Here is a 14,454-nt window from a genome sequence, read left to right as displayed (position 1 = left end):
GGCTAATTCCCCCTGGGGTGAGAGCTGCTGACCATGTCGCGCCCTATGGAGTGTGCGCCGGCGGCCGCAGTCGAAGCTGATCCCATGTAATCCCTGTACTGATCGGGTGTGAGGCCAGCCGCTCTGCCTGCGGTTTCGACGGAGGCGGCGGCAGCGGTCTTCATGGCCCTTTCTGCTTCAGCGTACCTTTCCAGCGAATCGCGGCTCCCTTCCGCCGAGGAGTCCTTTCTCGCGCGCTCCAAGGAATCCTCCGTGATGTCTTCCTGCATCCATTCCGCCACGTCACCCCCGCCGGGAATCATTTCGAGGTACTTCCCACCGGCAGCCGATATGATGCGGTTGGTCCAATTCGCATTTTCCTCCGTGGCCTTGTTGTACTCTGCATCTTCATGGGCGTGCAGTTCATGCACCGCGTAAGCCCTCGCCTCGGTCATCATCCCCGCGATCTCGCCCCCGGGATGGACGGCGTTACGCACCGCCTCTCCCATGTCCGGGTGTTTCTCGGGATGGCTGAACGCGTCGCTCACGAGGGCTGTGGTGTAGGCCTGCTGTGCGATGGTGATGGCGCCGTACGCCTGCGGGTCCTGGGCGACGCTGCCGAGGAAGCCCGCCATCCGGCCCTTGTCGAATTCCGCCGGCACGCCGAACGGCTTGATCTGGCCCGCCCCGTTCTCCGCCGTTGCCTGCAGGTCCGGCATGTACTCCGCGGCCATGTTGCCGAACTGCGGGGCGAGTCCGCTGAGCGGTCCCGGGGGGTCGCCGGGCGTGGCGGACACCAGCGCGGGGTTCGCTCCGATCTTCTCCACGACCTTCTCCATCACCTCGGCCATGGCCTTGCTGTGGGAGACCGGCGGGGCGTCGTCGTCACCCGGTACCCGGCCGGTGACCGCCGCTTCCAGGGCGTTGCCCATGGCCGTCTGGCCGAGGTTGTACTCCCCGTCGGCCACCGTGTCGTACCAGTCCGCCGCCGGCTTCTTGTCGAGCATGTAATCGACCACGCTCAGGGCGTCCTCGCCCTCGGTCTTGGCGTCCGACAGGGTGACGATGCCGTCCTCATCGGTGTCCTCGCGGACCGGCTCGTTGAAGAACTCCGCCGATGCCGCGGGGTTGTTGCTCATCGCCTCCATGAGGCCGGTCATCGGGTTGAAGCCCTTGCCGCCGGACTCGCCGAGGTTGACGGCCATCTCCAGGTCGTACGGCAGGTTCCGGGACCAGATCTCCGGGTCCTTCCTGTCCATGGCCACCATGTCGCGGCCCACCGCCGTGAGGAAGCCCTTGTCGTACGTGCCTTCCCGGAGGAGGGCGCCGAGCGCCTGGTAGCCGTAGACCTTGGTGCTGACGCCCGCGAAGCCCGACACGTCGATCTCCTTGCGGCCCGCCCTCAGGAGCTGCGTGGTCCAGGTGGCGTCCAGATGGTTCGGTGACGAGGGCTGGGTGGCCAGGCCGAGCATCGCGCCCATGTCGTTCTGCAGGTTGCGGACCATGGCCACCCGGTCCTGGCCCTGCGGCCCGAGCGACGTCGCGTCCAGCGACATCCTCGTGTAGGCGTCGAGCGTTCCCTCCGCGCCGAGCCTGCGGTAGAAACCGGTGGCGAACTCCGGATCGTCGCGGTTGTCGTCGATGATCTCTTCGAGTGCCCTGAGCGCTTCCACGTTGCGCGCGGTGCCGCCCTCGCCCGTGACCTTCTTCAGCAGGCCGGCGGCGCGGTCCACCTGCTCCGCGTCCAGGCTGCTGAACTTGGGCGCTCCAAAGTCCTTGTCCTCCCGCACATTGGCCAGAAGGGCGCGCTTCAGCGAGTCGTCGGCGTCGGAGCAGTCCTCCACGAGCCGGTCGATCCGCTTCTGCCAGGCGGCCACGGCGGCCGTCTGCTGGTGCAGGGCGTCCGGGTAGCCGGGGTCCCTGCGGGCGCCGGCGTCGTTCCTCAGGTCGTGCCGGGGTGACACCTTCCCCGTGGCGCTGATCACGACCCCGGCCCTCTCCGCCTCCTCGTCCCTGATCCTGACGAGCTCGTCCCTGACGGCCTTGAACGAGGCGTACGCGTCCGCGAGCAGTGCCTTGACGCCCTCGGCCTCGGCCGCCGCGTCCCGTAACTCCGCGGCCGTCCTGGTGATGAAGGGTTTGGTGACCCCCGCGTTCACGCCGTTCCAGTCGGCCCCGTCCGACTTCGCCTTCATGCCGGTACGGGCGTCCTCGGCCAGCGTGACCAGCTGGGCGGCCATCTCCGCCCAGTCGTCGGCGGCCTGCTTGAGCCTGCCGACGGGTGCGTTGACGACGTCCTCGAACTCCATGACCGTGTCCCCCCGGATGGTCGCCCAACTGATCGAACAGTTCGATCAACGGTGCGCACCACCCTAATGACGGAGCGTCACGAAGGGGAAAGCGTGGGCGATTACCGGCCGCTCATCCCCGGCGCACCCGCCCCGCTATCCGCCGGCCCAGACCGCCGAGCGAGCGGGACGGCCGGTTCCAGGCCCGGAAGGCGTCCAGGGTGCGGCTGGTGCCTTGCTCCCGCACGTACCGTTCGACCTCGGCGACCCCGTCCGGCGGCAGCGAGCGGACGGCGGGCCGCAGCACCTCGTCGAGCAGCCCGGTACGGGTCCGGGCCCAGGCCGGGCCGGCGTGCGGGTGCGCGGACCAGACGGTGAAGCAGTCCGCCGTGTACGCGGGGTCCGTACGCAGCCGGGACCGCACGTCGTCCCCGCGCGCCGCAGCGTCGTACGCGTCGGCCAGCTCAGGGTCGTCACTGTGCACGAACGCGTACAGCTCGGCTTCCGGCCGGTCCGGTTCGAGCAGCCGGCGGGCCAGCGCGTCATAGGCGTGCTCCAGGGCCCGGGACGCCGGGGGGCCGGCGCCCTCGCGCAGGGCGCGGACCCGGTCCGTCCAGCCGGGACCGGTGTCGCCGGACCGCATCCCGCGTGCGAAGTCCAGCAGGAGCAGGCCGGTGCGCGTCCCCTCGTCCAGCTCCCGCGGGAAGCCCCGCAGCAGGTCGTGGGCGAGCGCGGGGCCGTCCTCGTCACCGACCGGGGCGGTGAGCGCGGCGTCCACCAGGCGGCGCCAGGTCCCCGCCGCGCGGTGGGCGTCCGACGTCGCCCCGTCGAGCAGCGCCCGCCCTTCGCCCGGGGTGGGGGTCTCCCCGGCCCACACCAGGCCCACCGCCGTACGCAGCACCAGCGGTTCGGCGAACGGGGACACGCCCGCGGCCCGCAGGACCGTGTGCAGGGCGGCCGTCCTCCCGGCGCTCCGCGCCTTCGCGGCGGGCGCCGCCACGCACATCCGCAGGTGCGGCAGGGACTGGGTGCCGGTGAACGGCAGGTCGACCCGGGCCAGCAGCCGTTCCGTGCCGGCCGGGTCGTCCGGGGCGAGTGCGTCCAGCTCGCCCAGCAGCGACGTACGCACGTCGAACTGTTCGTCCAGCAGCTCCGTCAGCGCCGGGCACGCTCCGGCCTCCGGGTCGGCCCGCAGCGCCAGGGCCAGGCGCCGCACGACGCCCGGGAGGAGGTGCTCGCAGTCCAGGTCCAGCAGGCGTGCGAGCCGCAGCAGCTGGACGGTCCGGGGGACGCCGCCCGCGGTGCCGGCGGCGAGTCCGGCCAGCAGATCGTCGCCCAGCTCCGTGACCAGTGCCGCGACCGCCTCCCGGCCGGGATCCCCGGCGAACGCGGAACGCGCGGGTGGTTCCAGGGCCGTGTCACCGCCCCGTACCGCCTCGGTCACCAGCAGCGCGGCCAGCGGGGCGGTGACCGAGGCGGGGGAGCGGCCGTCGAGAGCCGTGAGCAGCCGGTGCGCGGCGGCGCACTCGGCCGGGGTGCGGTGCTCCCCGGGCGCCGTCAGCGCGTCGGTCAGCAGACGCATCCCCGCGTCGTCCAGGGCGTACGGCCGCCGGGCCGCCCAGTCGGCCGCGGCGGCCCGCTCCCCGGAGCCGAGCGCGATACCCGCGCCGAGGGCCGTCACGGCGAGCGGGCCGGCGGCGAACGGTTCCCCCGGCAGCCCGGCCGCCCGCGCGAACAGCTCCGGGGCCCGGCCGCGCCAGATCCGGGCGGCGGCCCGGGCCCAGGCGTCGTCCACCGGCCCGGCCGGGGCCGGCCCGGCGATCCGGTGCACCCTGAACCGCGCGTCACCGTCCGCCGGGGCGTCCTGGGGCAGGACGCCGAGCACCCGGTACGGAACCGCGCCGGGCCGCCGGGTGTACGTGGTGAAGGTCAGCCGCTCCGCGTACTCCCGGGGCAGCGCGGCGCAGGCCAGGGCGACCCACCGGGCCACGTCCGCGCTGTACCGCTCCACCAGCACCACCGCGGGCGCGGACGCGTCCTCGCTCGCCCGGCGCAGATCGCCGAGGACGGTGGCCAGCCACGGGCCGCGCGAGACCGCGAAGTCACCCAGCCCGTCGCGGGGGAAGCCGTGCGAGGGGGCCGGGCCGTCCGCCGGAGTGCTCAGCGGGCTCGGCACCGTCCGGTCCGGGGTCGAGGAGAGCCACCCGGCCGCGCCCCACGCGTCGACCGGCAGCGCCCGCCCCGGCAGTGCCGTACCGGCAGGGAGATGGACCGCGTGGGCGTGGAAACCGCCCGCCCCCGAGGCCACCGTACGGCTCAGCAGATGGCTGCCGTCGGCCAGCGCGCTGAAGCTGAACGCGACCGGCGGGGAAAGGAGTCCGCCGGTGGCGGGGTGGCCCGGGGCGCCGGCCGGGGTCTCGTAGCGGAGCAGGGCCGCGGCCTCCGCGCGCACCGGCCCCGGTATTGAGGCGTCCGCCGCGGTGAACCGGCCTTCCGCGCCCCCGTCCTTTGCCCCGGACGTGACCGTGGAGGTGTAGTGCAACTGCGCGAGGCTCATCTGCCTGGTCCTTTTCGCTGCCACGCCCGTCCGGGCCCGCCACGGTCACAGCTCCGCGAAGGGGAGCGGTCCGTTGTCGTGGGGGCGACGCTATCAAGGGGCGGGGCCGGTGTTCCCGGCCCGGACGGGATCCGGACGGGACGGCCGCCCTCACGCGAACGGCCCGGCCGGGTACGGGAGTCCGGGGACTTCCGCACCCGGCCGGGCCGCGATGGTGAGGGGCGTCAGCTCCCGTCGGGGGCCTGTGCGCTGCTGCGGTGCATGCCGAACCCGGCCAGCAGCGCGCCGAGGACGCAGAGCGCCGCGGTGACGAGGACGGCACTGTGCACACCGTTCATGAACGCGTTGCCGCTGCCCTCGACGACGGCGGCCCTCAGCTGGGCCGGCATGGAGCCGGTGACCGGGGACACGCCCATGGCCACCGCGTCCTTGGCCTCCCCGAAGCCGGCCGCGGCCTTCGCCGGGACGCCCGCGGAGGTCAGTTCACCGGTGAGGGTGGAGCCCACCTTGCTGCTGATCAGGGAGACCAGCACGGACGTACCGAGTGCGCCGCCGATCTGCAGGGAGGTGGCCTGCAGGCCGCCGGCCACACCGCCGTCCTTCCTCGGGGCGTTGCCGACGATGGCGTCGGAGGACGCGGACATCACCATGCCGACGCCCAGGCCGATGGCGAGGAACGGCGGCCACATCGCCGTGTACGCGGAACCGGCGTCCCAGGTCAGCATCCACAGGGAGGCGGCGGCCTGGAGGACCATGCCGGCGGGCATGGTGACCCGCGGGCCGAAACGCTGGGTGAGGGCGGCACCGAGGGGCGCCGCCACCACGGTCGCCAGGCTGAACGGCAGGGTCCGGACACCGGCCTCGACCGGGGAGAAACCACGCACGTTCTGCAGGTACAGCATCACGAAGAAGATGACACCGAGCATCACGAAGAAGTTGATCGCGGTGACGAGCGTGCCGATGGTCAGCGAACGGTTACGGAAGAGGCGCATGGGGAGCAGCGGGTGCTCCTGGCGCGTCTCGTACCAGCAGAAGACGGCCAGTACCGCGAGGCCCGCGGCGATCGACCCCAGCGTCCCGCCGGAGGTCCAGCCCCAGGTCTCCCCCTTGACCACGCCGAAGATCAGGGCGACCAGACCGAGGGCGAGCAGGAGCACGCCGGGGACGTCGAAGCGGTGGTGGCCCGTGGAGTCCTTGCTCTTCGGCAGCACGAGCAGACTGAAGACCAGGGCGAAGACGCCGATGGGGGCGTTGATGTAGAAGACCGACTCCCAGTCGACGTGCTCGATGAGCAGACCGCCCACGATCGGTCCGAGCGCGGTGGAGCAGGACGCCACCATGGCCCACAGGCCCACGGCCATGCCGAATTTCCGGGGAGGGAAGACCGCGCGCAGCAGGCCGAGGGTGTTCGGGATGAGCAGGGCGGCGAAGACGCCCTGCGCCGCCCGGAAGGCGATGACGCCCTCGATCGACCCCGCGAGGCCGATCGCGACCGAGGCCAGGGTGAAGCCGACGGTCCCGACCATGTAGACGGTGTGCCGTCCGAGGCGGTCGCCCAGCTTGCCGCCGAGGATCAGCAGCGCGGCCATCGCGATCAGATAGGCGTTCGTCACCCACTGGAGATCGGCGGTGGACGCGCCCAGGTCGCGGCCGATCTCCGGGTTGGCGATCGCGACGACGGAACCGTCGAGGTTGACCATGAACAGGCCGATGGCGACGGCGATCAGCGTGAGCCACGGGTTGGCGCGCCGGCTCTTCTTCGGGGCGCCCGGCGGGGAGCCCGCGGGCGGGGGAGAGGTGTCCACGGTGGTGGAGGACATGGAGGTGCCTTGTCTGTATGGGTACTTCGGAGATCCGGGTACTTCTGGGGGTTCACGGCCGCCCGCGGGGACCTGCCGGGGCCCCGGCGCGCGGGACGCGCCGGGCCGTGGCGGAGCACGCCGGAGGGCCGGGGCCGGCCGGGCCCCGGCCGGGGAGCAGCGGGTGTCAGCCGGCGGGGTGGAGGCGCCCGGCCAGGGACTCCAGGGCGCCCAGGGCGGCACCGAGGGCGTCGAGATCACCGTCGGTGAGGGTGCGCAGGGCGCGCGCCAGGTGCTCTTCCTTGAGCAGCCGCGCCTCGGCGAGCCGCTCCCGTGCCGTGGCGGTCGGGTGCAGATGGGCGACCCGCTTGTCGGCCGGGTCCTGCCGGCGCTCCAGCAGGTCCTGGTCCGTGAGCTGGGACACCAGGGCGCTGACGTTGTTCGGCTTCATCAGCAGGGCCTCGGCGGCCTCCCGGACGGTGATGCCCCGGCGCTCCTCCACGAGGAACAGCAGGGCGAGCTGGCCGTCCGGCAGCCGGGGGTGCGGGAACTCCTGCCCGACCCGCCGCTCCAGACCCCGGTGCAGCGCAGGCAGGCACGCCACGAGCGCGGAGGCTACGCGGTCGATGTCCTGGAGAGGCGCACGGGAGTCGGGCATGCCGGAAGTATAGGTACACCAATATAGCTATGTCAACATACCTAAAAGTCCTGTCAGGCGGGCAGGAGTGGTATATCTGCACGTGAGAGCCCTGATACGTGCCCGGTGCACGTGAGGACGGTCGGGAGAAGGCCCCATGGACAAGCCCAAGCCCACACACCTGGTCGAGTTCGAGACCATGCTCCTCGGACGGTACGTCCAGGCGGGCGCACGGAGCGGCGCGCACTTGGACCGCAGCGCGTACACCCTGCTCAGCCGGATCAGGATGGAAGGGCCGATGTCCATCGGCCAGCTCCGCGACGCCTTCGGCCTGGACACCTCCACCCTCAACCGGCAGACCGCCGCCATGCTGCGCGCGGGGCTGGTGGAACGCATCCCCGACCCCGAGGGCGGTATCGCCCGCAAGTTCCGCATCACCGACGAGGGGGAACGGCGCCTGGAGGCCGACCGGTCCGGGAACGTCAGCGGCCTGGAGCGGGTCATGGCGGACTGGACACCGGAGGAGGTCGCCGGCTTCGCCGCGTACCTCAGGCGCTTCAACACCGGCATCGAGAACCTCGACGGGCGCCCCTGGCCCCGGCCCTGACCCGGGCTTCGGCCCTGCCCCGCCCCCGGCCCGGCGCTGTTCCCGGCCGGGGGCGGCCGTACGTCACGGGCGGGTGCCGGTTCCCGCACCGGTGTGTACCGGTCCGGCCGGTTCCCGTACACGCGGGGTACGGGCTCCTATGATCTGAGCGGTGCCGGCGGACGGGGGAGCGGACCGATGAAAGACCACGGCGGCGCGGATTTCTTACGCGGGCACGGCATACCCGCACTGGTGTCCCTGCTGCTCCTGACGGGGTGTTCCGGCGGCACGGACGAGGGCTCCGGTCCCCCGGGAGGGGCCGGACGGGAGCCCAGCCCCTCAAAGGCGGCCTCCCCGGCGCCCGGCGCGGACCAGTCCCGGGGCGTCCTCGACGCCGATCCCGCCCGGCTGCCCCGGGACCGCGCCGCGGCGCGCGCGCTCATCGGCAGGGTCGCCGCCGACCCCGACAGCTTCGGCCCCGGCGTCGTACGGCGGACCCCCTACGAGAGCGCCCCGGACACCTGGCCGGTGCTGGGCGCCGACTGCGTCTGGCGCCTGGCGGAACCGCCGGACGGGGTGCTCGCCACCCTCACCCGCTCCTTCGAGGTGCCCGCGGAAGGGGGCAAGGGGCCGCTGCGGCTCTCCGCGGTCGTCACCGTCCACCGCACCGCGGACGGCGCGCGATGGGAGATGGCCCGGTCGCTGGAGGAGTCGATGCGCTGCCCCGCGCAGCGGCTGCGGCGGGACGAACGCGTCGACTCGCTCGTCTCCGGGGTGCTGTTCAGCGGGGAGGGCGCCCAGCACACCTCGGACGACAGCCTGACCGAGTCCGGCAGTTACCACGCCACCGCCCTCGGCGGGCCCCACCCCTACCTCTGGCAGCAGGCGCAGAGCGGCCCCTTCACCCTGGCGGTGACGGGCAAGGGGGCGGCCGGGCGCACCGAGCCGGAGATCTCCGAGCTCCTGGTCCACGCGATCGCCGCCATGCTCGTACGCCTCGAAGCCGACGTCGAGAAGCAGGACTGAGGCCGCCCGATGGACGAGCTGCTCCCCACCGACCCCTCACGCATCGGCGGCCACCGGCTGCTCGGACGCCTCGGCACGGGCGGCATGGGAGTGGTCTACCTCGGCCGTACGGACGCGGGAAAACCCGTCGCCGTCAAGGTGATCCTGCCCGAACACGCCGAGGACCAGGAGTTCCGGGCGCGGTTTCGCCGCGAGGCCCGAGCCGCCCGGAGCGTGCGCAGCCCCTGGGTCGCACAGGTCACCGGCGCCGACACCGATGGCGAACAGCCCTGGCTGGCAACGGAGTTCGTGCCCGGACCCGCGCTCTCCGAAGCCGTCGCCCGCTGCGGGCCGCTGCCCGCCCGCAGTGTGCGGGTGCTGGGCCGGCTGCTGGCCCGCGCCCTGGACGCCGTCCACACGGCCGGACTGGTCCACCGGGACGTCAAACCCGGCAACGTCCTGCTCACCGCGGACGGCCCCCGGCTCATCGACTTCGGCATCGCCCGTACCGGCGAGGGCACCGCGCTCACCGGGCCCGGCCTCGTCGTCGGCACCCCCGGCTTCCTCGCCCCCGAGCAGGCGGCCGGGGAGGGCACCCCGCCGGCCCCCGCGGGCGACGTCTTCGCGTTCGGCTGCCTCCTCGCCTACGCGGCGACCGGCCGGCCGCCCTTCGGCAGCGGCGCCGCGGAGGCGCTGCTGTACCGCACCGTGCACGACGAACCCGATCTGACCGGGATCGACGACCCCGAACTGCGCGGACTGCTCACCGACTGCCTCGACAAGGACCCGGCGGCCCGGCCGGCCGCCGCCCGGGCCGGCGCGCGCATCCCCGAGGACGCCCCGGACGGCTCCGCCGGCTGGCTGCCCGAGGACGTCGTACGGCTGATCGCCGACCGGTCCGCCGCGCTGCTCGCCCTGCCGGGAACCGAACCCACCGCCGTGGACCCGCCGGCGGATCCTCCGGCCAGGCGCCGGGTCCTCGCCCTGGTGGCCGGCGGTACGGCCGCCGTGGCGGGCGGGGGCGGCTGGGCGGCCTGGAGACTCCTGGGCGGCGGACCCGCCGCGGCACCCGCCGGACGCGACTGGGTCATCGGGGTGCAGGCCGACCTGTCCGGGCCCCGGAGCGCCGCGGGCAAGGCACAGGAACGCGGTGTGCGGCTCGCGGCCGAGCAGCACAACTCCCGTGAGGACAGGGCCTTCACCCTCCAAGTCACGGCGCTCGACGACCGGGGCGAAGCGGCGCGGGCCGCACGCGTCGCCGAGGAGTTCGCCCGGAACCGGGACGTGCTCGCCGTCATCGGCCCGACCGGGGACGCCGAGACGGCCGCCGCTCTGCCCGCGTACGACGAGGCGGCGCTCCCCCTCGTCACCGTCTCCTCGCTGGCGATCGCCTACGCCCCCCGCTCCCGCGCCTCCTTCTTCCAGGCGGGCCCCTCCTACGCGGTGCAGGCCGCGCCGGTCGTCAACCGGCTGCTGCTGCGGCCCGGGGCGGAACGGCTCGGTGTGCTCCTCGACCGCTCCGGCGGCCAGGTCGCCTACTCGGGCGGCTACTTCACCCATTTCTCCGTCCCGATCCTCACCACCGGCACGTCCTACCCCCGGGTCGTGCCCGCGGGGACCGAGGACCTCGCCCCGGTCGTCGCGGACATACTCGGCCGGGGCGCCGACGCGTTCTTCTACGCCGGGGACGCCGCCGGAGCCGCCCGTGCGGCACGCGCGCTCGCCGCGACCCCGTTCGAGGGGCCCCGGATGGCGATGTACAACGCCATGGACCCGCTGTTCCTGGCGGAGGCCGGTGCCGCCGCGGACGGCTGGGAGTTCATCGCCCCGTACACCGGAGCCACCGCCCCCGGCGCCGAGGAGTTCGCCGCCGCCCACCGCAGGGCCTTCCGGGCCGGGCCCGCCTACTGGGCCGCCGAGGCGTACGACGCGGCCGGCCTCGTCATCAAGGCCCTCACGGCCGCCGCCGGCCGGGGCGGGCGGCCCACCCGCACCGGCCTCGTGGCCCGGATAGCCGCCGGCACGTACCGGGGCGTCTCCCGGACGTACGCCTTCGACAAGGAGCGGCTGCTCGTCCCCTCCGGCCTCCACCTCCACGGCGTCGAGCGGGGGGCCTACCGCTACCTCGGCCCCGCGCCGGTCACCGCCACCTGACATGCGGCCGCTCACCCCGCAGGACCCGCGGGCCATCGGCACGTACCGCCCGCTGGCCCGGCTCGGAGCCGGGGGCATGGGCGTCGTCTACCTGGCCCGCTCACCCGCCGGGGAACTGGCCGCCGTGAAGGTGATCCACGCCGGGCACGTCGCCGACCCGGCGTTCCGCGCCCGCTTCCGCCGTGAGGCCGAGGCAGCCGGGCGTGTCACCGGGCCCGGGGTGGTGCCGGTGACCGGGGCCGACACCGAGGCGGGACAGCCCTGGCTGGCCACCGAGTTCGTCCCCGGCCCCTCGCTCGCGGAGACGGTCGCGGCCCAGGGCCCCCTGCCGCCCGGCACCGTGCGGACCCTCGGTGTCCGGCTGGCCCGGGTCCTCGCGGCGGCCCACGGCGAGGGCCTCGTCCACCGGGACGTCAAACCCGGCAACGTGCTCCTCACCGGGGACGGCCCCCGGCTCATCGACTTCGGTATCGCACGCCACCTCGGTGCCACCGCGCTGACCGCGACCGGCGCCCTGCTGGGCACGCCCGGCTACCTCGCCCCGGAACAGGCGGCCGGAGAGAGGAGCGGGCCCCCGTGCGACGTGTTCGCGCTGGGCTGCGTCCTCGCCTTCGCCGCGACCGGCCGCCGCCCCTTCGGCGACGGACCGGCGGCGGGCGTCCTCTTCCGCACGGTCCACGAGGAGCCCCGCCTGCGGGGACTGCCGCCCTGCCTGCGCGGCCCGGTCACCGCCTGCCTGGCCAAGGACCCCGGAGCCCGGCCCACCGCCCGGCAGGCCGAGGAGTTGCTGGCGGCCTTCGGATCCGGCACCGAATGGCGGGTGCCCGGCCTGTCCGCCGTGATCGCCGAACGCTCCGCCGCCGCCCTGGCTCTGCCGGACCCCGGCCCCCCGGAACCCTCCGGACCCCCCGCGCCCGCCACGCCGCCGGCCACCCGGCGCCGCCTCCTGCTGGCGGGTGCCGCGGGGGCCGTACTGCTCGCCGGAGGCGGCACGGCGGCCCTGGTCACCGCCCGGCGCGGCACCGGCGGCACATCCGGTACCGCCGGCACCCTCCCCACCTGGACCATCGGACTCCACGCCGACCTGAGCGGCCCAGGCAGAGCGCTCGGGCTGGCCCACCGGCGTGGCGTCCTGCTGGCCGTCGCCGACCACAACTCCCGTACCGAAGCGGCCTTCCGGCTCGCCCTGCGCACCGAGGACGACGGGGGCACCACCGCCGGGGCGGAGCGGGCCGCCGCCCGGCTGATACGCGACACGGGCGTCCTCGCCGTCGTCGGACCCACCCTGGACACCGTCCCCAAGACGGTCGCCGACCGGTACGGGAGCAGCCGCCTCGCCGTGGTCACCGTCTCCACAGCCACCTCCGCCGGAGAACCGGGAGGGTTCCCCTGCGCGATCCGGCCGGCCGACGAGGAGCTCTCCACCGCCCTGATCCACTACCTGGCCCGTGTCCGCCCGGCCACCCGCATCCGGGTCGTCGAGGACCGGGAGGACGAGGAGCTGAGCTGGGCGATCGCCCACGCCGTCCGGGACGTCACCTTCGGCGCGGCCACCGTCACCGTGGACCCCGTGGAGGCGGACCAGGGCTTCGGCCCGGCGGCGGGCCGGGCCGTCGCCGCCGGAGCGGACGCCGTCGTCCACGCCGGCGGCTCCCCCGCGCGGGCCGCCCGGTGCGCCCGCGCGCTCGCCGCCGCCGGCTACACCGGCACCCGGCTCTCCTCGGGCCCCGTCCTCTCACCCGTCTTCCTCCGGGAGGCCGGGGAGGCGGCGGAGGGCTGGGTCTTCGCCCAGGCATACACCGACCCGTCGGCAGCCCCCTCGGCGAAGAGGTTCGCGCAGGCCCACCGGCGCCGCTTCGGCGCCCCGCCCGCCTACTGGGCCGCCGAGGCGTACGACGCCGTCGGGCTCATCGCCCGGGCCGCGGCGGACACCAGCGCGGGGGCGGACGCCGGACGCGGCGGAGTGGCCCAGCGGCTGTTCCTCACCGAGCACCGGGGCGTCAGCAGACCGATCGCGTTCCGCAGCACCCGCACCGTACGGTCCGAGACCGGCATGTTCCTCTACCGGATCGAGGACGGCCGGGCCCGCTGGCTCGGCCCGTACGCCGAGGTCACGGCGGACCGGCCCGGCCCGGTGTGAAGCACAGCTGCGGCGGTGCTTAAGAAATCCTCGATGGACCGGGCGGCCCGTGGTGCGGCAGATTTCTCCGTGGCGGCGCAAGGCGGCGATCGCGGCGGTCCACGGGACGGACCCCCGCTCTCCGCGCACGCCCGCCACCCCTCGAACCACCCGGCCCGCGGGCCGCCTCCGGCATGCCCGCCGGCCGGGACACCACCACCGTGCGACAGGTACAGGAGCCGCAGCCGTGAAGGCACTCGTGAAGGACAAGGCCGGGCCGGGACTGCGGCTGATGGACGTGCCGGAACCCGAGACCGGCCCCGGGGACGTCCTGATCAAGGTCCTGCGTACCGGTATCTGCGGCACCGACCTGCACATCCGCGCCTGGGACGGCTGGGCGCAGCAGGCCGTACGCGCCCCGCTCGTCCTGGGCCACGAGTTCGTCGGCGAGGTCGTCCGCACCGGCGCGGACGTCGCCGACATCCAGGTCGGCGACCTGGCCAGCGGCGAGGGCCACCTGGTCTGCGGGAAGTGCCGCAACTGCCTCGCCGGGCGGCGCCATCTGTGCCGCTCCACGCTCGGCCTCGGTGTCGGCCGGGACGGCGCGTTCGCCGAGTACGTGGCGCTCCCGGCGTCGAACGTGTGGGTGCACCGGAACAAGGTCGACCTCGACGTCGCGGCGATCTTCGACCCGTTCGGCAACGCCGTGCACACCGCGCTGTCCTTCCCGCTGGTCGGCGAGGACGTCCTGATCACCGGCGCCGGCCCGATCGGCATCATGGCCGCCGCCGTCGCCCGGCACGCCGGTGCCCGCAACGTCGTCATCACCGACGTCAGCCGGGCCCGCCTCGAACTGGCCGGCAAGGTGGGCGTGGACCTCGCCCTGGACGTCGGCCGGGAGACCATCGCCGACGGGCAGCGCCGGCTCGGCCTGCGCGAGGGCTTCGACATCGGCCTGGAGATGTCCGGCCGCCCCGAGGCGATGCGGGACATGATCGCGAACATGACGCACGGCGGGCGGATCGCGATGCTCGGCCTGCCGTCCGGCGAGTTCCCCGTCGACTGGGCCCGCGTCGTCACCTCCATGCTCACCATCAAGGGCATCTACGGCCGCGAGATGTACGAGACCTGGTACGCCATGTCCGTCCTCCTGGAAGCCGGGCTCGACCTCTCCCCGGTCATCACCGGACGGTACGGCTACCGCGACCACGAGGCCGCCTTCGACGACGCCGCGAGCGGCCTGGGCGGCAAGGTCATCCTGGACTGGACCGCCTGAACCGGCCCCGCGCCACCCCTTTGCACACCCGCGCCCACGACCCCCGGGAGACCG

9 protein-coding genes are annotated in these 14,454 nt (G+C 74.2%); 5 read left to right on the top strand and 4 right to left on the bottom strand.

The window, feature by feature from the left end; translation table 11 throughout:
* Nucleotides 1-2 precede the first annotated feature (2 nt).
* The 4 genes from CP967_RS05605 to CP967_RS05590 all read right to left on the bottom strand — a co-directional run bounded on the left by CP967_RS05605 (nucleotide 3) and on the right by CP967_RS05590 (nucleotide 7,281).
* Entirely contained in the window at nucleotides 3-2,288 is a 2,286-nt protein-coding gene (locus tag CP967_RS05605) for a DUF6571 family protein (protein ID WP_150486881.1), read from the bottom strand.
* 112 nt (nucleotides 2,289-2,400) lie between these two features.
* On the bottom strand, nucleotides 2,401-4,824 hold the full coding sequence (locus CP967_RS05600; protein WP_150486880.1) for a GTPase-associated protein 1-related protein: 2,424 nt from the start codon (nucleotides 4,822-4,824) through the stop codon (nucleotides 2,401-2,403).
* A gap of 224 nt (nucleotides 4,825-5,048) precedes the next feature.
* Complete coding sequence (locus CP967_RS05595) at nucleotides 5,049-6,644, bottom strand: MFS transporter (protein ID WP_150486879.1); 1,596 nt, start codon at nucleotides 6,642-6,644, stop codon at nucleotides 5,049-5,051.
* A 166-nt stretch (nucleotides 6,645-6,810) separates the two neighbouring features.
* On the bottom strand, nucleotides 6,811-7,281 hold the full coding sequence (locus CP967_RS05590; RefSeq protein ID WP_150486878.1) for a MarR family winged helix-turn-helix transcriptional regulator: 471 nt from the start codon (nucleotides 7,279-7,281) through the stop codon (nucleotides 6,811-6,813).
* A 136-nt stretch (nucleotides 7,282-7,417) separates the two neighbouring features.
* Here CP967_RS05590 and CP967_RS05585 point away from each other — a divergent pair, with 136 nt between their 5' ends.
* The 5 genes from CP967_RS05585 to tdh all read left to right on the top strand — a co-directional run bounded on the left by CP967_RS05585 (nucleotide 7,418) and on the right by tdh (nucleotide 14,400).
* Nucleotides 7,418-7,867 carry a MarR family winged helix-turn-helix transcriptional regulator gene (locus tag CP967_RS05585; RefSeq protein ID WP_150486877.1) on the top strand — a complete coding sequence of 150 codons (450 nt, stop codon included), beginning with the start codon at nucleotides 7,418-7,420 and terminating at the stop codon, nucleotides 7,865-7,867.
* A 177-nt stretch (nucleotides 7,868-8,044) separates the two neighbouring features.
* The gene (locus CP967_RS05580) at nucleotides 8,045-8,872 is read left to right on the top strand and encodes a hypothetical protein (protein WP_150486876.1); all 828 of its coding nucleotides are present in this window, start codon (nucleotides 8,045-8,047) and stop codon (nucleotides 8,870-8,872) included.
* 9 nt (nucleotides 8,873-8,881) lie between these two features.
* On the top strand, nucleotides 8,882-11,005 hold the full coding sequence (locus CP967_RS05575; protein ID WP_150486875.1) for a bifunctional serine/threonine-protein kinase/ABC transporter substrate-binding protein: 2,124 nt from the start codon (nucleotides 8,882-8,884) through the stop codon (nucleotides 11,003-11,005).
* 1 nt (nucleotide 11,006) lies between these two features.
* Complete coding sequence (locus CP967_RS05570; protein WP_150486874.1) at nucleotides 11,007-13,145, top strand: bifunctional serine/threonine-protein kinase/ABC transporter substrate-binding protein; 2,139 nt, start codon at nucleotides 11,007-11,009, stop codon at nucleotides 13,143-13,145.
* 226 nt (nucleotides 13,146-13,371) lie between these two features.
* The gene (gene tdh, locus CP967_RS05565) at nucleotides 13,372-14,400 is read left to right on the top strand and encodes an L-threonine 3-dehydrogenase (protein ID WP_150486873.1); all 1,029 of its coding nucleotides are present in this window, start codon (nucleotides 13,372-13,374) and stop codon (nucleotides 14,398-14,400) included.
* Nucleotides 14,401-14,454: the final 54 nt, after the last annotated feature.

The sequence above is a fragment of the Streptomyces nitrosporeus genome, from assembly GCF_008704555.1.
Classification (GTDB): domain Bacteria; phylum Actinomycetota; class Actinomycetes; order Streptomycetales; family Streptomycetaceae; genus Streptomyces; species Streptomyces nitrosporeus.
The sequence above is the reverse complement of the archived record's forward strand: the minus strand, read 5'-3'. Positions and strand labels throughout refer to the sequence as shown.

Coding starts and splice junctions, on each gene's coding strand:
- CP967_RS05605 (WP_150486881.1), bottom strand. CDS start 2,288: ATGGAGTTCGAGGACGTCGTCAACGCACCCGTCGGCAGGCTCAAGCAG.
- CP967_RS05600 (WP_150486880.1), bottom strand. CDS start 4,824: ATGAGCCTCGCGCAGTTGCACTACACCTCCACGGTCACGTCCGGGGCA.
- CP967_RS05595 (WP_150486879.1), bottom strand. CDS start 6,644: ATGTCCTCCACCACCGTGGACACCTCTCCCCCGCCCGCGGGCTCCCCG.
- CP967_RS05590 (WP_150486878.1), bottom strand. CDS start 7,281: ATGCCCGACTCCCGTGCGCCTCTCCAGGACATCGACCGCGTAGCCTCC.
- CP967_RS05585 (WP_150486877.1), top strand. CDS start 7,418: ATGGACAAGCCCAAGCCCACACACCTGGTCGAGTTCGAGACCATGCTC.
- CP967_RS05580 (WP_150486876.1), top strand. CDS start 8,045: ATGAAAGACCACGGCGGCGCGGATTTCTTACGCGGGCACGGCATACCC.
- CP967_RS05575 (WP_150486875.1), top strand. CDS start 8,882: ATGGACGAGCTGCTCCCCACCGACCCCTCACGCATCGGCGGCCACCGG.
- CP967_RS05570 (WP_150486874.1), top strand. CDS start 11,007: ATGCGGCCGCTCACCCCGCAGGACCCGCGGGCCATCGGCACGTACCGC.